The sequence below is a fragment of the Rathayibacter sp. VKM Ac-2762 genome (assembly GCF_009866585.1).
Classification (GTDB): Bacteria; Actinomycetota; Actinomycetes; order Actinomycetales; family Microbacteriaceae; genus Rathayibacter.
The window spans coordinates 2,007,151-2,025,178 of sequence record NZ_CP047419.1; the positions used below are offsets into that span (position 1 = coordinate 2,007,151).

Here is an 18,028-nt window from a genome sequence, read left to right on the forward strand (position 1 = left end):
CGCTCCGGGCTCGACGGTCGGGCGGAGCGTCGGGAACGGGGCGGCCGCGCGGAGCGGCGGCGTCGACGGCCGGGATCGAGCCTCCCGGAGGCCACCTCGTCGCGCCCGCGCCGGCGACCCGCGCCTGCTTGACTGCTCCCATGGAGATCTTCATCGGAGTGGTCGGCCTGCTCGGCGGGCTGGTCATCGCCGGGCTCGCGGTCGTCGCGGTGGTCATCGGACGGCGGCGGGCGGTGCCGGCGTCGCTGGTCGACGTCGAGGTGCGGCTGACGCACGCCGGGGACGACTGGTGGCGGGTGGGCGCGCGGGTGCGCAACTCCGGCCGCTCGCTCGTGCCGGTGACGAGCTACAGCGACGGGCGGCCGATCTCGGTCGATCTCGGCGGGGCCGTGTCGGCGGAGTGGTACGGGTCGGCTCCCCGGTCGGACGCGTGGCGGATCGATCCGGCGGTCGGGCTCCTCCTCGGACCGGTCGCGCTGGAGCGCGGGGCCGACCTGGGGGCGACGATCGTCGTGCGGGGGCGGCCGCAGGTGCGGATCGACGCGCCGCTGCGCTACGTGCCGGTGCGCGAGAACGTGATCGAGTCGCAGACGCCGGACGCCGCTCCGGTCTGGGGCGTGTCCGAGGCCGCGGCCGCTCCGGCAGCAGCGCCGGCGTCGGCTCCCCCTGCGCCGATCCGTCCGCGTCAGCAGCGTCCGATGGACGCCGACCCGTCACGTCCCGAGCGTGAGAGCGTCCTCCGCGGCGGCTTCGGAGTGTGGGCGGCGATGATCGCGGGCGGCGCAGGAGCCGTCGGCGTCGCGATCGGGATCGCCCTCGAGCTGGCCGGCGTCGAGGCGTCGGGGCTGGGAGGCGCGGGCATCATCCTGATCGCGGCCGGCTTCCTCGGCCTGGTCGGCACCCTCGTGATCCGGCTGCTGCGCCGCTGGCTCGAGCCGCCCGCCCTCTGGCGGACGCCCGCGCAGCGCCTCCGCCGCCCCGGGACGATCACCGTCCTCATCCTGAGCTACGCGGGGCTGGCGCTGTTCTGCACCGAGTTCGCAGCTCAGTCGGTGACGGGCGACACGACCTGGGTGGCCGGTGTCGCCGTGCTGATGCTGATCGCCGCACTGATCGGCATGGGACTCGTCGGGTTCCTCCGCCTGGTCGTCCTGCTCGGCGTGCGCCGCGCCTCCCGGGAGACTCCGTGACCCGTGAGGTCGTCGTCGTCGGGGCCGGCCTGGTCGGAGCGGCGACAGCCCGCGCCCTCACCGAGCGCGGCGATCGCGTGGTGCTCGTCGAGCAGTTCGAGCGGGGTCATGACCGCGGCTCGTCCCACGGCGCGACGCGCATCTTCCGCCGCGGCTACCTCGAGGACGACTACCGCGCCCTCACCGGACGGGCCGGGCGCGCCTGGGCACGGCTGGAGGCCGAGACCGGCCGCCGCCTGCTGCACCCGGTCGGCGCGATCGACCACGGCGACCCCGCCGTCCTGGCCGCCGTCGAGGCTGTCCTCCTGCGCGACGGGATCACCGTGGTGCGGATCGGGGCGGACGAGGCGTAGCGGCGCTGGCCGGGACTCCGTTTCGAGACAGACGTCCTGCTGCACCCCGAGGGCGGACGCCTCGACGCGGCGGCCGCGATCGACGCGATGCTCGACTCCGCCCTCGGACGCGGCGCCGTCCTCCGGACGCGGACGCGCGTGCTGGGCATCGAGGAGCGCGCCGACGACGTGCGCGTGCTGACCACCGACGGCGCTCTCGACGCCGACGCGGTCGTCGTGGCCGGCGGATCCTGGACGCCGCCGCTCGTGAACGGCCTCGTCCGCGCGGCCGGCCGACGCCTCCCTCCGCTGCGCGTCACGCAGGAGCAGCCCGCGCACTTCGCGACGGACCTGCCCCTCGACTCTTGGCCGAGCTTCGCCCACCACCGCGTCGGCGTGCCCGTCGCCTACGGGCTCGCGACGCCCGGAGTCGGGATGAAGGTGGGCGAGCACAGCACCGGAGTCGTCGTCGATCCGGACGAGCGCACCTTCGAGCCCGAGCCCGGAGCGCTCGCCCGCCTCGTCGGCTACGTCGCGGAGTGGATCCCGGGCGTGGACGCGGCGAGCGCCACTCCGATCAGCTGCCTCTACGACAGCACCCCCGACGAGGACTTCGTGATCGACCGCGTGGGCCGCATGACTCTGGCGACCGGGTTCTCGGGACACGGCTTCACGTTCGGCCCGGTCCTGGGCGAGCTGCTCGCGGACCTCGTCGCCGGCGGGGCGGCGCGGGAGCGGTTCCAGCTGCTGCGGGCGTGAGGGGCGGGTGCGTCCGGAGGAGCGGCTTCCGACCGGGGAGGAGCGGGTGCTCCCGGGAGGCGGATTCCGATCGAGCAGCGGATGCTCAGCGGCCTGCCGAGCCTGTTCTGCGCTGCTCGCGGCCGTCCGGGTCGAGGAGGACGGCGTCGTCCCAGCCGCTCGCCGCGTCCGTCGTACGGGCCTTCGCCGGCGGGCGCCGCGCGACCGCGACGACGATCAGCGCCCCCAGCATCACCAGGGCAGCGGTCTGGAGCGGCGGCGCGACCATCGCGAGCGCCTGCCGCACGTAGAGCTCCGGCGGGACCGTGATCGAGTCGCCTTGGTACTGGTTCGGCAGCAGGAGGACCACGACCGGGAGCGCGAGCACTGCGGCCCAGAGGACGACGGTGACCGCGATCGCGGCGGCCCAGAGCAGGCGGACCCGCGTCATCAGCGGGGAGCCCTCAGCAGCGGGACCACGACCGCCAGGCCGAGCGCGATCAGGCCGACGGTGAGGAACGGCCCGATCGCGTTGTCGCTGAGCACGCGGAGGTACTGCTCGGGCCCGAAGGCGCTCTGCGACGGCGAGTAGTCGTACCAGCTGTGGGAGCTGTTCCAGAGGGCGAGGAGTCCGACGAGGACGCTCACGGCGCCGACGACCGCCAGGGCTCCGGCGATGCGGCGAGTGGAGACAGCGGGGCGAGGGTCGATGTCGGTCGCGTCGCGACGGTCACCGGAGTCGGGTGCCGCGTCGCCGGGAGCGGAGTCGGGTTCGGCGGGAAGCGGGACGGTCGGCTCGGTCGGGAGTGGGACTGTCGGCTCCGCGGGTCGGGGCGCGGTCGGCTCCGCGGGTGTCGGGACGGCCCGCACCGCCGCTCTCGCGCGCTCAGGAGCGGTCCGTCGGCCGGAGGCTCGGGAGCCCGTCGGGCCGCCGACCGATCGCACGTCCTCGTGCTCGGGAGCGGACCGGCCGCCTCTCCGGCCGGCCGAGCGCCCGGTGCCCGCGGCCCCGCCCGACAGGAACGGGGAGCGGAGGCGCTCCTCGCCGCTGCCGCGCCGCTCGGCGCCGCGTCCGTCGTAGCCGCGCTGGAAGCCCGCGTGGTAGCGCGGGTCGGTGCCGCCCTCGTCCGTCCCGCCGCTCTCGCGTGGGGAGCCGTCCGCTCCGGTGCTCCGCGCCATGCCGTCCCCCGCTTCGTGCAGTCGGGCCATCATGTCGCACCTCGCCCGCTGCGGGGAGGTGTCGGGCGGAGCTCGGGGTGCGGTCGACGGAGGCGGGGGTTCACCGCCCGGCCGCGGTGGTGCGCGACGGGAGGCTGACGATCCCCGCTCCGACCAGCAGCAGGCCGATCGTCACCGCCGTCAGCGCCGGCCAGCCACCGGCTCCGACGGCCAGGCCGAGGAGCCAGCCGCCGGCGGCCGAGCCCGCGTAGAAGGCGATCGTGTAGACCGCACCGGCGTGCCCTCGGAGTGCCGGAACCGCCCGCGCTCCCGTCCAGGCGGCGCCGGTCGCGTGCAGGGCGAAGAAGCCGGCCGTGAAGACGAGGAGTCCCGCGATCACCACGGCGACGTTCTCGGCGAGCATCACCAGCAGTCCGACGATCATCAGGGCGACGCCGATCCGCATGACGAGGCGGGGACCGATCCGCGGCCCCCATCTCCCCGCGAGCCGGGAGGAGACGGTTCCCGCGAGGTAGGCGGCGAAGAGGAGGGAGACGAGCGCGGGCGCCAGCGCGAACGGCGGCGCCTCGAGCCGGAACGCCAGGTAGTTGTAGACCGCGACGAACACGCCGACCGCGAGGAACGTCTGCAGCGCGATCGCGACGAGCATCGGATCGCGGAGCACCTGCGCCGTCTTCGCTCGCCAGCCGCCGGGGGCCGCCTCGCGCGCGCCGCCGCCCCGGGGCGCGAGCACGGCGAAGACGATCGCCGCCGCCGCGCAGACGGCCGTCACGACGAGCAGGGCTCCGCGCCATCCGAGCGCCGCCGCGAGCGGTCCGGCGACCAGGCGTCCGGCGGCACCGCCGATCGTGGTCCCGGAGACGTACGCCGTCGCGGCGGCCGTCGCTCCGGCGCCTCCGACCCGGTCGTGGATCGCCGCGACGGCGAGGGCCGGGACGGCACCCAGTGCCGCTCCCCCGAGGAAGCGCAGGACGAGCAGGAGCTCGAAGGTCGGGGCGATGCAGGCGAGCAGCGCCAGGACCACGGACGTGAGGACCGCGATCCGCATGGATTCGAGCCGTCCGATGCGCTCGGCCACCGAGGCCCACGGCAGCACCGAGAGCGCCAGTCCGAGGGTCGCGGCCGAGACGGTGAGCGCGGCGTCGGACGGGGCGAGGGCCCATTCCCGCGCGAGCTGCGGGAGGACGCTCTGCACGGCGTAGAGCTCGGCGAAGGTCGCGACCCCGGCGGCGAGGAGGGCGATGGTCAGCCGCCGCTGCGAGAAGGGTGCCGCTGCGCGCATCGGTCGGGTGCGTGCGGCGGTGCTCATGGTTCCGACGGTAGACCGCCTGCGGGTGCATGACTAATGCCCTTTGTCGTACTGTTCATGCGTTCTGGTCATGTCCGGATCTAGGGTGGTGGCGTGTCCGACGACTGGCCCGCGACCCTCCGCCTCCTGCCCCTGCTCGTCGCGGTCGCCCAGACCGGGAGCGTGACGGCGGCGGCCGCCGAGCTCGGGATCCCGCAGCCGACCGCGAGCCGGTCGCTCGCCCGGCTGTCCGCCCTGGTCGGCACTCCCCTGGTCCGCCGGGAGGGCCGCGGGGTGGTGCTGACGGAGGCGGGGACCCGGCTCGCCGAGGCCGCTCAGGACGGCATGTCGGTGATCCGCGCCGGCCTCGCGGAGGTGCGGCAGGCGGGCGACGTGGAGCACGGCCGGATCGACCTCGCCTTCCAGACGCTCCTCGGGGAGAGCTTCGTGCCGGATGTGATCCGCCGGTTCCGCCGCCGCTGGCCGCAAGTCGGCTTCGGGCTCCGTCACGGCTCCCGAGCCCTCTGCCTGCGGGCCGTGGCGGAGGGCGAGTCCGAGCTGGCGATCGTCGCGGATCCGCCCGATCTCCCCGGAACCACCACGACGACCCTCTACTCGGAGCCTCTCCTCGCGGTCGTGGACCCCCGTCATCCGCTGGCCTCGCGGCGCTCGGTCACGGTGGAGGACCTCCGCGGCCTCGACCTGATCATGCTGGCACCCGGCTACGGCCTCCACGAGTCGGCCCGGCGCCTGCTCGCCGTGGACGGCCGTGACCCCGTGCCGGCGTTCGAGGTCGGCGACTACCGCGCCGCCCGGGGACTCGCGGCAGCCGGTCTCGGACTCACGATCCTGCCGCCGAGCCCGTCCTCGGTCGACGACGACGTCCGCGAGATCCCGATCGACGATCCGGGCGCGAGCCGTGAGATCGGTGTGCTCGCCCGCGACACCGGAAACCCGGTCGTCCCCGAGTTCCTGCGGGCCCTGCACGCCGCGGCGGCCGCCCGGCGCCGGTGACCGCTGCTCGGCTCTGCTGTCAAGCACAGGAAGCGGAGGCCCTTCGTGCAGCAAGCTTCGAGAGGATCCCCGCACCGCCAGCGACACCCCCCTCCCCCCGCTCCTGCACCACGTCACCGAGGACGGCCCCGGTCATGATCCTTCTCCGCACCCACGCCAACCGCTGGACCGCGCGCGCCCGCCGCAGCGGCGTCGTCCTCGGCATCATCACCCTGGTCTCCGACCTCCCCCGCCCGGCCTACCGGACGGTCCGCCTCGATCCGACGAGCGGTGAGCGCGTCCTGCTCCGCGACACCGCCGAGCTCGAGGAGGCCTTCGCCGTGCTCCTCGCCGGGCTCGAGCGCTCGCGCATCGCGGCCTCGGCATCCCCGGCCGAGGACGACGCTCGTGGAGACCGCTCGGCGGACGATGCGGACCTCGACCTCACCGCTGCCGCCTGATAAGCGGAGCGCGCGTCAGCGAGCAGGCGCGGCAAGCGCGACGCTCGCCCGATACTCCTCCGAAGCGACATCGGTCCGGAATTCGACGATCTCGACGGAATGCATCTTCAGTTGCGCCAGTACCTCCTCCGGCTTGACGTAGAAGAATTCCCGGCGGAGGTTGATCCGGTTCACGCGTCGGTCCGCGAACGTCTGATGCAGCATCGCCTCGATGCCGACGGCGTCGTCTGCGAAGAACAGCGCGTGTACGTCGAAGCGGAAGGGAACGGAGGCGTCGCCCAGTTCGTTCACTCTGTCCATCGGCTCGAGTCGACGCGTCATACCGATCTTGACGACCTCGTCGCCGAATGCGCCGACGTTGGAGATGACGTACACGTACCCTGCTCGAATGTTTGCCGCGCGGTAGTCGACGTCGTGTAGCGCCCTGTCCACGTCCTCGATCCGGGCGCGCAGCCTGGCTGCCCCGTCTACGTCTCCGTTCGCTTCGAGGGCGGAAAGCGTCGCGATGTAATGCGCGCGTTCCTTATCAAGACGCTCGTGTTCACGGGCCAGCTCCTGCTCCGCTTTGCGTTGCTCGCGGAGCTCCTCGCGTCGCGCCCGCTCCAGTTCCTTCTCCCGCTGAAGTGCTTGGAGATAGTCGTTGGCGAGCTGGATCTCAGTGAGCCTCATGTGGTGGTATTGCGGATCGATCGTGAGCGACACCATCGAGCCCTGACGCTCGATCATCTCCGAAGCCTTGCTCAGGCGGGCTTGAGCCGTTGCAAGATTTCCGGCTCGAACCGACTTCACGCAGTTCTCCGCCTCCGCGTTGTACGCCCGCAGCAGGATCTTGGTCATGTCACCGACGAACTTGCGCCCCTGCGCCTGCGAGTTGTTGAAGGTGAAATTGCTCGCCGCGTGGGCAGCCCGCTTCTCTCGAACGGCGCTCTTGATCTCGGAGCGCAGCGCTTCCAATCGAGTGGCGAGGTCGGCGGACGACTCGGCGGGGTGTTCGTAGTCGTAGAGGCCGAGCTCCTGCACCTCGATCGAGTGACGGACCCCGATGATCTCGCGATCCAGATCCGCCAACTCCGTCCTCCGCGCGGCGATTTCGGCCTGTAGAGCGGTCAGCGCAGCTTCGAGTTCCGATTCTCGACGGTGCGCCGCGGCGGCGACCTGCGCCGCTTCGACCTCGTGTGCACGCTGATCCGCTGCGATCTCCTCTCGTCGCCGTCTCTTCTCCGTGTCGAGTGCCGCGAGCTCCAGCAGACCGTAGCGGTCCATCGATGCTTCGAGTTCCGCCACTCGCGCCTGAAGTTCTCTGGCGATCTTCCGAGCCCCGAAGAACGGCACGTCTCCGCCGGAGCGGGCCTCGCTCGTATCCCCGCCGGAAGGAGGTCGGACCGGCGCGGCTCCTTCTCTCGTCACCTCGGAGGATTCGCCGCGCTGCTCCTCCTGTCGGTCAACGCCTCCGCGAATCTGTTCCCGCTCCGCCTGCTCTTGGGATTCCGCGGCCCGCCGCTCGCGACGGGACAAGGGCTGCGACGCCGAACTCTGCGACTCCCGAGTCTCTTGCTGCACTGCTGCTAGCGGATGCGTGTGGTCAGTCCAAGCGGAACCATCCCAGTATCGAAGAAGGGTGGGATCTGTCGGATCCGGGTACCAAGCGGCGGGAGCAGTCACAATGCGACACTAGGTCCCAAGCAGGGCGCTCGGAAAGTGCCACAACTCGTGCTCCGACCGATGGGTCTCAGTTGACCGATCGGTGGACGCTCGACGGCGGATCCGTCCTCGGCAGGTCCCGCGGACCGATGACCCGTCGGAGCCGGGCCGACCGGCGCGACCGCAGGAGAGCCCGGCGCCAGCGCGGATCGGTGCGGGCCCGGAGGCGGGGGTCGAGCGGGCGGAAGCCTCCCGCGGTCCGCTCCTCGATCAGCACGATCGTCGCGGTCGCGAGGTGCAGTCTCCGGACCGGCTCCCTCTCGGGATGCGGATGTCCGGAGCGCGTGCGGAGCTGCTGCTCCAGCTGCTCCGGATCGGCGGACCACCAGGTGCTGACGCCGACGCGTCCATCGGGGAGAGGGAAGCGCTCGGTGATGCGGTACGGGAGGCCGTGCTCGGTCATGCAGTAGTGCCTTTCGAGGAGAGGGTCCGGGAGCCCGGGTCGCGCTGCAGCGGCCCGGGCTCCGGTTCACGAGGTGCGGGTCGAGCGACGGCGCAGCGCCGTCAGGGCGCCGCCTGCCAGGAGCAGAGCGCCGGCTCCGGCCGCGAGGGGCCCGGCCGCCGCTCCCGTCGAGGCGAGCACCGTCGGCACGAGTCCGACCGGAGGCACCGCCACCTGGGCGCAGCTGGCTCCGCCGTCGTCCGCGCACGGGTGCAGGACGGTCGTCGGATCGAAGCCCTCCGGGACCTCGGTCAGGCGCGCCCGGTTGGGGATGGTCCACGCGTCCACGCCGTCGGCGACCCGTCCGGTCACGGTGAACGTCGTCGACGCTCCCGGTGCCAGAGACAGGTCCTCGACAGTCAGGTCGGACGACGCCGGGCCGCCGTCCCGGGAGATCGTGACGTCGCTCAGGTGCGCGAGCTCGGGGATGTCGGTGAGGGTCACCCCGTCCGCCGGCCGAGCCCCCTCGTTGGCGACCACGATCCGGAACCCGGCACGCCCGCCGTGGTCGACCTGATTCCCGATCGCCGTCTTCTCGATGGAGAGCCTGCCCTCGACGGGCGGCACCGGGATCTCGGCGCAGGACGACGTCGCATCGTCAGCGCAGGCGTTCTCGACCGTCGGCGGGTCGAAGCCCTCGGGCTGGTGGGTGATCGAGACGCGGTTGGGCAGGGTCGCGGCGTCGTACCCGTCGGCGACCCGGCCGCTGACGTGCAGTGACACCTGACCGCCGGCGGGGATGTCGAGACCCGTGACGGGCTCCGTCGCCGGCTGCGTTCCTCCGGCGCCGTTCTCGATGGTCGCCTCGAGCAGGTGGTCGAGCGTCGGGACGTCGGTCACGGTCACGTCCGTCGCGTCGACCGTTCCGGTGTTCGCCACGACGATGTCGAAGCCCGCCGTGCCGCCGTGCTCGGCGCTCGCCTGGGACGCGGTCTTCCGGATCAGGAGCGACCCCTCGCCGATGTCGTGCGGGACGGTGGCGCAGGGATTCGCGTCGGTCCCCGTGCCGGACGAGGCGGGAGCGAAGGGCGCATCGGCGAGGCAGGCCGTGTTCGTCAGCGCACGGTCCCCCTCGCCGGTCACGATCACGTCGAAGGTCAGCTCGGCCGTCGCCCCGACCGGCAGGCTGCCGGCCGCCCAGGAGATGCGGCCCGTCTCCGCGTCGATCGTGGCCGTGCCCTGCGAGGCGCGGAGGGAGCCGGCGTCGAGCTCGGCGTCGTCGAGCACGCCCTTGTCGAGGTAGTCGATGACGGCGGCGTCGGAGTAGTCCCCGGTCCCGTCCGAAGTCAGCGTCACCCGGTAGGGCACGCGGGCGCCGCGGAGCAGCGGAGTGGCGGAGTCGACCGACGAGGTCTTCGCGATGGTCACGTGCGGCGCGAGCGGATCGAGGCGTGCGACCGCGACCGCACCGTCCGAGCCGTAGGCCCAGTCGTCGATCGCCCGCAGGTCGCCGTAGGAGCCGTGCACCGAGTCGTTGGCGTTGGGGACGCGTCCCCGCCCGGAGTCGTCGCCCTCCCAGCGGTGCACCCCGCCGGACGAGTCGGTGCCGCCGTCGCCGGACGTCACCGCGGAGGTGCCCGAGTAGCGCTCCGAGTTCGATCCGGCGAGGAGCGAGTCGTCCCAGTGCACCGTCGACGGGTCGTCGCCGCCGCCGGTCGACCGCACGACGGACACGCCGCCGGCGGACGTCTCGGCGTCGACCCGCGTGAAGTGGAACTCGTTCGTGCGACCGATGGAGGCACGGAAGGTGACGTCGGGGTCGGTCACGTCGACGGATCCGCCCTTCGCGTCCCGTCCGTCCCAGTCGACCGAGAAGGGACCGGTCGTCCCCGCGATCCGGGTGAGATGCACGTCGCGCTCGCCGTCGTAGGAGCCGTCCCCGTCCGCATCGACGTCCACGACGACGGTGCCCGGCTGCGTCCCCAGGACGCCCGTGAGCGTGCCCGCGTCGGAGCCCGCGGACGACCGCCGGAAGGCGAGGCCCTCGATCGTCGGCGCGCGGTAGGCCGGAGCGATCGACTCCGGCAGGTCGGACGACGGCGGGTCCAGGAAGAGCTTGTAGGTCTGCAGGCCGTCGATCCCGGAGCGTCCGGACGCCTGGACGTACTGCGCCCCGATGCCGCCCGCCTCGCTCGACTGCGGCATGGGGACCGAGAGATAGGACGGATCGGACGACCCGACCTTCACGTTGCCCTTGTTCGTGGCCTGGACCGTCGAGGCGACTCCGTCGTAGCCGCGCAGCCCCAGCTCGTAGCGGGCGCCCGTCTCCGTGACGGCGTGGAGGGTGAAGGAGGAGCGCCGCTCCTCGGGCGAGGAGTAGGACTCCTTCGCCCCGGACTGGATCGCATAGGAGTCGGACCACACCCGGCCCGCGACCGCCGCGCCCCGCGCGTCCTGGACGCCGATGCTCCAGACGAGGTTCACCGGCGCCGTCACGTCGTCGTCGGACACCCGGATCTGGAAGACGCCGGTCTCGTCCGCCACGAACGAGCCGCCGGCGGACACCGAGGGCGCCGCTCCGGGCGCGAAGTCCTGCTCGTCGAGGACGGCGCCGCCCGGAGCCGTCACCCGGGCGGTACCGCCGCCGGTCTCGCCCTCGCCGGTCCCCGAGCCCGCGTGGAGCGGGTGGAGGTCCACCCGGAGCGTCTCGCCCTTCTGGACCCAGGCCGAGACGGTCGTCACGCCGGCGTTCGTCGCGCCTCCCTGCAGGAGGGTGTTCTCGATCGTCGTGTGAGGACCGTCGGCGGCGACGGCGGGCGGCGGCGCGAGGCCTCCGCCCAGCAGCCCGCTCACGAGCACGCAGCCCGCCGTCGTGCCGACCAGCGCTCGCGCCGTCCGCGCTCGGGGTCGTCCGCGCTCGTCCCGCCCCGACTGTTCCGTTCGACTCATCCGATGTCCTCTCCTCTGCCGACCGAGCGCACTGCGTCGGCGGCGACCGTTCAGCCCCACGGAAGGAGAGTATTGCTCGGTTCGACGTCACCGCGGCCGGGACGGCTGCATCCGTGGAGAACGGCGCGAGATGGTCGCTGTGGAGGAGGAAACGGCGCGTGAGACGAGCCGAGCTGCGTGTTCGCGACACGTGATCGCAGAGCCTGCGAGGAGTGATCGCGAGCGCGGGCGCGGACTGACCGCGGATGCGGGCGGAAGACGGTCGACGTCGTCGACGGCGCGAAGAGGCGTCCTGCGAGGCGGAGAATCGGCTGTTCCCTCGCCCTGCACTCACCGGGAGACCGACGCCGACGGCCACCGGAACGAGCGACCGTTAAAACGAGAACGGCCCGCCGAAGCGGGCCGTTCTGCTCTGTCTCAACCAGAGTGCGCCCGGAGGGATTCGAACCCCCAACCTTCTGATCCGTAGTCAGATGCTCTATCCGTTGAGCTACGGGCGCAGTCCATCGCGTGGGCCAGAGGCGCACGCAACGAGGTACGACTATACATGCCGGGAGCCCCCTCCGCGAATCGGCGGCGGCGGCGCAGACGGCTCCCTCTCGGGACGCCGCCGCAGCCACCAGAACCCAGGCTCCGTCGCGGTGTCCCGGAGCGTCTCGCAGAGCCTCCGACCGGCGGACGCCGCTGCTCCCCCTCACGGCGTACCGTGGGCTCATGGAGGCCGCCGCGATCGAGCTCGTGGGCTTCGTCGTCTCTCCGCTGCACCGCTACGAGGGCCGCCCCGCCGATGGCCCGGTGCCGTCCGAGGGGAACGAGCAGCCCGAGCGGATCGAGATCCGCGCAGGCCTCGGCATCGTCGGCGACCGCTTCTTCGCCCAGCGCGCGCACCGCCCCGCGGCGATCACGCTCTTCGCGGTCGAGACCCTCGAGCACATCGCCGCCGAGCTCGGCGCAGGGCCCTTCGACCCCGCCGACGCCCGCCGCAACATCATCGTCCGCGGCGCCGACGTCGATGCCCTCGCCGGCCGCACGTTCGCGATCGAGCAGGGCGGGGAGCGGATCGAGTTCCAGGGCGGACGACCGGCGAACCCCTGCGCCTGGATGGACGTCGTGCTCGCCCCCGGGGCGTTCCGGGCGATGCGGAGGCGCGGCGGCGTCCGGACCGCCCCCCTGACCAACGGCGTCCTCCACACCGGGCCGGCCCGCCTGATCCTCCACAGGTCGGACGACATGCTGATCTGAGCCCGGCGGCGAGCGCCTAGGCTCGCAGCGACCGACTCCCCCGATCGAAGGAGGCCCCGTGCTCCGCCCGAGCGACCTCCTCCCCACTCTCGCCACGACTCTCCGGCGCGGAGTCCGCGACGTCTTCGCGACCACGCGCTCCCGGGGGCGGGATCCGCACCGCCGCACCCGCAGCACCGACGTCTCGGTCCAGCGCGTGCACCACCGCGACGTCTGGGCGCGGGTGAGCACGGTGGGGCGCGACGGCGAGCGCACGTTCGTCCTCGTGCCGGGGATCGGAGTCGCGGCCACCTACTTCGAGCGCCTCGCGCCCGCGCTCAACGAGTTCGGTCCGGTGCACGCTCTCGACCTGCCGGGCTTCGGCGGCGTGCCGCACCCGATCGACGCGCGGCGCATGGACATCGGCGACTACGCCGAGCTGGTCGGCGCCGTCATCGACGAGCTCGGCCTCGACGATCCCGTCGTCCTCGGCCACTCGATGGGGACGCAGGTGGTGGCCGAGCTCGCCGCGCGCCGTCCGGAGCTGACCACCATCGTCCTGCTCGGACCCGTGATGAACCGGCACGAGCGCCGCCTCCCGACCGCCGCGCTCCGCTTCGCCCAGTCGAGCGTCCGCGAGCCGCTCAAGGTCGCGATCCTCGCCGCGGGCGCCTACCTCCTCTGCGGACCGCGCTGGTTCTCCCGTGTGCTGCCCGAGATGTTGCACTACCGGATCGAGGAGACCGTCCCCCGGATCCGCGCGTCCGCCCTCGTCATCCGCGGCGAGTTCGACCGGCTCGTGCCGCGCGAGTGGGCGGAGGAGATCGCCCGGTCGATGCCGCATGCGCGGGTCTGGGAGATCCCCGACGCCTCCCACTCCGTGATGCACGCGCACGCGGAGGAGGTCGCCCGCCTCTGCGTCGAGCACGCGCGGGCGCCGCAGCCCGACCGGGACGAGGCCGCCCTCCGCCGCTACCCCGACTCGGAGGTCGACCACTCCGAGGAGGACGCGCCCACCGAGGACCCGATCGGCGCTCTCCGGGGACGCATCACCGAGCTGGCCGGGATCCTCGTGGACGACGACTCCCTCATCGCCGAGGGCAAGACCCTCCACGCCGAGGCGAGCGATCCCGAGGCACTGCACCAGGTCGCTCCCGACCCGGGCGACGGCGAGCTCGTCGAGGGCGGCGGACCGAGGAAGGACGGCGAGCAGGACGGCTGACCACCGCAGGCCACCACGAGCCGCATGTCGCGCGGCGCGAGACGCCGAGCGCTCGCGAAAGCAGACCTCCCGCCGACGCCACTCGGCGCCCGCCCGTCAGGACTCCGCGCCGACGATCTCCTCGCGGATGCGCCGCAGGTCCTCGGCGAGCGCCCCCAGCAGGATCCAGTGCTGCGGATGCGGAGTCGCGATCACGAGCGGCGCGGTGAGAGCGGGCAGCTCGTCCGTGATCGCCTCCGGCTCGGGAACGTCGACCGAGGACTGCACGAGGAGCCGCAGATCGTGGGCGGCCCGGTGCAGCTGGACGGCGATGTCGGCGATCGTCGGCTCCCCGACGAGCTCGTCGTCGTAGAGGTCGTGCACGGTCCGCGTCATGCCGCGGACCCGGGTCACGATGCGCCCCAGCCGCGGGACGACGGAGTCGAGGGCCAGCAGCCGGTCGCGGTGGGCGGAGCGGCGCGGGTTGAGGCGGAGGGACTCCTCGCCGGTCGCGATCGCCTCCTCCGCCTTGCTCTGCATGGTCTGCAGCAACCGGGCGTTGATGAGCAGCTCGTCGAGCCGGCGTCGCGGGACGGGGGCCTGGAGGGCGTCGCCGAGGTCGTCGAGGGCGGCGGCGAGCTGAGCGGTGAGGTCTCCGATCGCCCGCTCGGCCGGTGCCAGCACGACCGGAGGGACGATGAGCACGTTGATGACGACTCCCACCGCCGCGCCCAGCAGGGTCTCGAGGATGCGGTCGAGCGCGTAGTTCGGCGTGACCGCGCCCACCGAGAGCACGAGCATCGCGCTGATCGGGATCTGCACCGCGGAGGCGGGGGTCAGGCGCACGGCCCACCCGACGGCGATCGCGGCCACGATCGCGAGGAGAACGATGATGCTCTCGCCGCCGAGCACCGTGCCGATCACGGATCCGACGATCACGCCGATGATGACGCCGACCGAGCGCTCGAGGGCCTTGGAGAACGACTGGTTGATGCTCGGCGCGACGACGAGGAGCGCGGCGATCGCGCCGAAGACGGGCAGCGTCCCCGGGAAGACGACGCCGGCGAGGAGCCAGGTGACGACCGTGGCCGCCGCCGTCTTGACCAGCTGCAGCACCGGCGGCCGCGTCGGCACGGTGAAGCTCGAGGTCAGGCGCATGGGACCACGGTAGCGAGCGCCCGCCGCCTCGCAGTCACCACGCGGGTCACCGACTCGCGGCGGCCTCGACGCTCGCGAGCACCGCGCGGAGCGAGCGCGACGCCTCCGCCCGCAGATCGGCGGGCACCCCCGAGAGCAGCGCCCGCTCGGCATCGAGCACCTCGTGGAAGGCCCGGTCGACCAGCTCCTCCCCCTCGCGAGTCAGCGTGATGAGCGAGCCGCGCCCGTCCGCCGGGTTCGCGGCGCGCCGCACCAGGCCCCGACGCTCCAGCGAGTGCACGCGCTTGGTGATCGCGGGAGCGGAGGCGAGGGCGATCGTCCGGAGGGTCGTCGGCGACTGCGGAGCGCCGGCGCGACGCAGCGTGGAGAGCACGTCGAACTCGCCGCGGGTCAGCCCGTGGGCGGCGAGCAGCTCCTCCGTCGCCCGGACGATCAGCGCGGAGGCGCGGATCAGCCGCCCGACGACGTCGACGGCGGAGGTGTCGAGTTCGGGCCGCAGCATTGCCCAGCCCGCCCTGATCTCGTCGACCGCGTCGCCCGGCTGGCTTTCAGACTGATTCACACGTAAAGTATATCTGCTTCACCCGTGAAACACTTCTCCGGCCGCCGCCGCTCGGACCCCGATCAGAGGACCCGATGGCCGCCACCCCCGTTCTGCCCCACCCCCGCGAGCTCCTCGCCTTCGGCCCGCACGCCGGCGCCCATCGCGTCGCCCTGCGCGCCGGCGTCTCGATCGCCGTCCCGCTGCTCGTCCTCTGGGCGCTCGGCCGCACCGATCTCGCCCTCTACGCGACCTTCGGCGCCTTCACGGCCCTCTACGGTCGCCAGCACACGCACCGGCCGCGCCTGCTGATGCAGCTGTCGGCAGCCGCGTTCCTCGTCACCACCGTGACCCTCGGCACCGTCGTCTCCCTCTCTCCTCACCGCGACTGGCTGATCATCCCCGTCGTGGTCGCCGTGACCGTCGCGGCCGCCTACCTCAGCGACGCCCTGCACTGGCACCCGCCCGGCCCGCTGTTCCCGGTGTTCGCCGTCACGGCGTGCGCGTCCGTCCCGTCCGAGCCCTCGCGGATCCCGCTCGCCGTCGCTCTCGCCGCGGGCTCCGCCGCCTTCTCGCTCGTCGTCGGCCTGAGCGGTCTCGCGCTCCCCCGCGCACGCCGCCTCGCCCCGACGCCGTGGCGCACCTCGTTCCGCGCGGCGGCGGCCCGTCCGGCGACGCGCGCCGCCCTGCTCCGCTTCGGGACCGTCGTCCTGGTGGCGGGCACCGTCCCGACCGCGACGGGCCTGGGCCACCCCTACTGGGCGATGGTCTCCGCCGTCGCAGCCGTCTCAGGAGCGGACGCCGGCGCCCGGCTCGTGCGCGCGGGACACCGGATGCTGGGCACGATCGTCGGAGTGCTGATCGCGGCCGCGCTCCTGGCCCTGCCGCTCTCCCCGCTCGCCGTGATCGTGGTGGTGGTGCTCCTCCAGATGACCGCCGAGCTCGTCGTCGGCCGCAACTACGGCCTGACCCTCGCCTTCGTCACTCCGCTCGCGATCCTCATGGTCGAGCTCGCGCATCCCGTCGACGAGCTCGTGCTGCTGCGTGACCGGGCGCTCGAGACCGCGCTGGGCGTGCTCGTCGGAGTCGTGGCGACGCTCCTGACCCACGCCGCCTCGCAGCGCTCGCGCTCCCGCTCCTAGGCTCAGGAGGATGGACCGCACGATCCCCGCTGTGCTCGCCGAGATCACGGCGGCCGTCGCCGAGGTGCGCGACGTCGCACGGTCGCAGCAGGACGGCGCGCGGGCCCGCGTCGCGGACCGGCTCGACGAGCTGTTCGCCGGAGCGACGACCCGCAGAGAGGTACGGGCGGCGGCCGCCGACGCGCTCGGGCTCTGGGGCGGGGCGGGCTCCTTCTCGGACGTCGGCTCGGCCGAGGCCGACCACGCGTTCACGCGCCTGTACCGGGCCCTGCGCGCCGGCCGCTCCTGGCTGCTCCGCGCCGGCTGACCCGCACGTCGCGACCGCCGGAGCTCGCCGGGAACGACGAAGGCCCCCTGCTTCCGTGGAAGCGGGGGGCCTTCTCGTTGGCGGTACCGGTGGGATTTGAACCCACGGTGGACGCAAGCCCACACATGTTTTCGAGACATGCTCCTTCGGCCGCTCGGACACGGTACCGGGGTCGAGTGTACGCGACGGCCGGAAGTCGCGCCAATCGAGCGGACGGGCCGCCGTCAGGCGGGGAGGAGGAAGCCGAGCACGCGGTCCCACTCCGGGATCGCGAGCAGGTGGCCGCGGCCGGGCACGACCTCGAGGCGGGAGTCGGGCAGCCGGGCGGCGTACCACTCGGCATGGCGGCGGCCGGCGACCGCGTCCTCGGCGCCGTAGAGGAGGAGCGCGGGCGGCTCGGCGGACTCGACGGCGAAGCCCCACTCCTGCACGCCGTAGCCGATGAGATCAGCGGCCATGCCGAGGGCGCCCTGGGCGGCGGCGCGCTCGAGCATGCGCGAGAGGCGCTCGCGGACTCCGGGGGTCTCGAGCACCGCGGTGTCGGCGTCGCCGGAGCCGAGCATCCCGAGCAGGGCGTCCGGGGCGGGGGTCGGGCCGAAGGCGCCCTCGAGGGTGCGGGTGAGCGAGCGGACGGCCTCGTCGAGCGGGAGGTCGGCCAGGCGGGCGAGCTCGGCGCGGTTCTCGTCGCCGACCCACGGCACGGCGCTGTCGGGAGCGGGCGTGCCGATCACGGCGACGCGCTCCACGAGGCCGGGGTAGTTCGCGGCGAGCGCGAGGGCCACGCGGCCTCCCGCCGACCAGCCGGCGGCGCTGACGGAGGCGATGCCGACGGTCGCGAGGTACTCGGCGATGTCGGCGGCGGCCTGCTCGGGGCTGGCTCCGACGCCCGCTCCGGCGGGGTCGAGGTCGGTCAGGAGGGAGGAGGCGCCGTAGCCCGGGCGGTCGAATGAGAGAAGGCGCACGCCGTGGCGCGCGGTCGCCTCCGGGTCGGGGTCGAAGTCCGAGGAGCCGGGAGCGGGATGCGCCAGGACGACGACCCGCTCGGCGCCCTCGGGGCCGGACCAGCTGACTCCGAGCGGGCGGCCGGACTTGAGGACGTGCACTGTCGAGGGCATGTCCCCAGTCTCCCGCAGACGTCCGACGCCGACGGAGCGGCGCTCGGGGCGGAGTCGTTCTCCGAGGCGCGATCCTCCGCCTCCGCTCCTCCGCGACGACGCTCCTCCACAGGCGGCCTCCACGAGACCT

General features: G+C 73.3%; 16 protein-coding genes, 2 tRNA genes and 1 pseudogene. 8 read left to right on the plus strand and 11 right to left on the minus strand.

Annotated features, from left to right (window positions below; genetic code table 11):
* Positions 1–140 precede the first annotated feature (140 nt).
* Both GTU71_RS09500 and GTU71_RS09505 read left to right on the plus strand, forming a co-directional pair.
* Positions 141–1,190 (plus strand): hypothetical protein, encoded by a 1,050-nt coding sequence (locus tag GTU71_RS09500; RefSeq protein WP_104266677.1) that lies wholly within the window; start codon positions 141–143, stop codon positions 1,188–1,190.
* A pseudogene (locus tag GTU71_RS09505) lies at positions 1,187–2,281 on the plus strand (FAD-dependent oxidoreductase). Before GTU71_RS09500 ends, GTU71_RS09505 begins: the two are co-directional and overlap by 4 nt.
* Before the next feature lie 85 nt (positions 2,282–2,366).
* Here GTU71_RS09505 and GTU71_RS09510 read toward each other — a convergent pair.
* The 3 genes from GTU71_RS09510 to GTU71_RS09520 all read right to left on the minus strand — a co-directional run bounded on the left by GTU71_RS09510 (position 2,367) and on the right by GTU71_RS09520 (position 4,748).
* Complete coding sequence (locus GTU71_RS09510; RefSeq protein ID WP_159939757.1) at positions 2,367–2,711, minus strand: hypothetical protein; 345 nt, start codon at positions 2,709–2,711, stop codon at positions 2,367–2,369.
* Positions 2,711–3,472: a hypothetical protein gene (locus tag GTU71_RS09515; protein WP_159939758.1), complete on the minus strand. Its 762-nt coding sequence runs from the start codon at positions 3,470–3,472 to the stop codon at positions 2,711–2,713. The genes GTU71_RS09510 and GTU71_RS09515 overlap by 1 nt, the downstream gene beginning before the upstream one ends.
* A 67-nt stretch (positions 3,473–3,539) precedes the next feature.
* Positions 3,540–4,748 carry an MFS transporter gene (locus GTU71_RS09520; RefSeq protein ID WP_159939759.1) on the minus strand — a complete coding sequence of 403 codons (1,209 nt, stop codon included), beginning with the start codon at positions 4,746–4,748 and terminating at the stop codon, positions 3,540–3,542.
* A gap of 93 nt (positions 4,749–4,841) precedes the next feature.
* Here GTU71_RS09520 and GTU71_RS09525 point away from each other — a divergent pair, with 93 nt between their 5' ends.
* On the plus strand, positions 4,842–5,741 hold the full coding sequence (locus tag GTU71_RS09525; protein ID WP_104239291.1) for a LysR family transcriptional regulator: 900 nt from the start codon (positions 4,842–4,844) through the stop codon (positions 5,739–5,741).
* 134 nt (positions 5,742–5,875) lie between these two features.
* Positions 5,876–6,181 (plus strand): hypothetical protein, encoded by a 306-nt coding sequence (locus GTU71_RS09530; RefSeq protein ID WP_104328890.1) that lies wholly within the window; start codon positions 5,876–5,878, stop codon positions 6,179–6,181.
* A 15-nt stretch (positions 6,182–6,196) separates the two neighbouring features.
* Here GTU71_RS09530 and GTU71_RS09535 read toward each other — a convergent pair whose 3' ends face one another.
* The 4 genes from GTU71_RS09535 to GTU71_RS09550 form a co-directional block, all read right to left on the minus strand.
* Entirely contained in the window at positions 6,197–7,843 is a 1,647-nt protein-coding gene (locus GTU71_RS09535) for a DUF4041 domain-containing protein (protein WP_104328891.1), read from the minus strand.
* A gap of 67 nt (positions 7,844–7,910) precedes the next feature.
* A complete protein-coding gene (locus tag GTU71_RS09540) occupies positions 7,911–8,285 on the minus strand; it encodes a hypothetical protein (protein ID WP_159939760.1) in 375 nt (124 codons plus the stop codon).
* Between the two features lie 66 nt (positions 8,286–8,351).
* Positions 8,352–11,213, minus strand: a complete 2,862-nt coding sequence (locus GTU71_RS09545) for a DUF11 domain-containing protein (protein WP_159939761.1) — start codon at positions 11,211–11,213, stop codon at positions 8,352–8,354.
* 427 nt (positions 11,214–11,640) lie between these two features.
* A tRNA-Arg gene (locus GTU71_RS09550) sits at positions 11,641–11,713 on the minus strand.
* A 214-nt stretch (positions 11,714–11,927) separates the two neighbouring features.
* On the opposite strand from GTU71_RS09550, the gene GTU71_RS09555 reads away from it, so the two are divergent.
* Both GTU71_RS09555 and GTU71_RS09560 read left to right on the plus strand, forming a co-directional pair.
* Positions 11,928–12,455: an MOSC domain-containing protein gene (locus GTU71_RS09555; RefSeq protein WP_104248232.1), complete on the plus strand. Its 528-nt coding sequence runs from the start codon at positions 11,928–11,930 to the stop codon at positions 12,453–12,455.
* A 58-nt stretch (positions 12,456–12,513) separates the two neighbouring features.
* Positions 12,514–13,656 (plus strand): alpha/beta fold hydrolase, encoded by a 1,143-nt coding sequence (locus GTU71_RS09560; protein WP_159939762.1) that lies wholly within the window; start codon positions 12,514–12,516, stop codon positions 13,654–13,656.
* Positions 13,657–13,752: 96 nt separating this feature from the next.
* Here GTU71_RS09560 and GTU71_RS09565 read toward each other — a convergent pair whose 3' ends face one another.
* On the minus strand, positions 13,753–14,793 hold the full coding sequence (locus tag GTU71_RS09565; RefSeq protein WP_104225996.1) for an FUSC family protein: 1,041 nt from the start codon (positions 14,791–14,793) through the stop codon (positions 13,753–13,755).
* A 46-nt stretch (positions 14,794–14,839) separates the two neighbouring features.
* On the minus strand, positions 14,840–15,355 hold the full coding sequence (locus GTU71_RS09570) for a MarR family transcriptional regulator (RefSeq protein ID WP_159939763.1): 516 nt from the start codon (positions 15,353–15,355) through the stop codon (positions 14,840–14,842).
* 74 nt (positions 15,356–15,429) lie between these two features.
* On the opposite strand from GTU71_RS09570, the gene GTU71_RS09575 reads away from it, so the two are divergent.
* Positions 15,430–16,476 carry an FUSC family protein gene (locus GTU71_RS09575; RefSeq protein WP_104345438.1) on the plus strand — a complete coding sequence of 349 codons (1,047 nt, stop codon included), beginning with the start codon at positions 15,430–15,432 and terminating at the stop codon, positions 16,474–16,476.
* 10 nt (positions 16,477–16,486) lie between these two features.
* Positions 16,487–16,783 (plus strand): hypothetical protein, encoded by a 297-nt coding sequence (locus tag GTU71_RS09580; RefSeq protein ID WP_159939764.1) that lies wholly within the window; start codon positions 16,487–16,489, stop codon positions 16,781–16,783.
* A gap of 78 nt (positions 16,784–16,861) precedes the next feature.
* Here the strand turns inward: GTU71_RS09580 and GTU71_RS09585 are convergent.
* Together GTU71_RS09585 and GTU71_RS09590 are read right to left on the minus strand one after the other, a co-directional pair.
* Positions 16,862–16,951: transfer RNA gene (locus GTU71_RS09585), tRNA-Ser, on the minus strand.
* A 56-nt stretch (positions 16,952–17,007) separates the two neighbouring features.
* Entirely contained in the window at positions 17,008–17,898 is an 891-nt protein-coding gene (locus GTU71_RS09590) for an alpha/beta hydrolase (protein ID WP_159939765.1), read from the minus strand.
* Between the last annotated feature and the right edge of the window lie 130 nt (positions 17,899–18,028).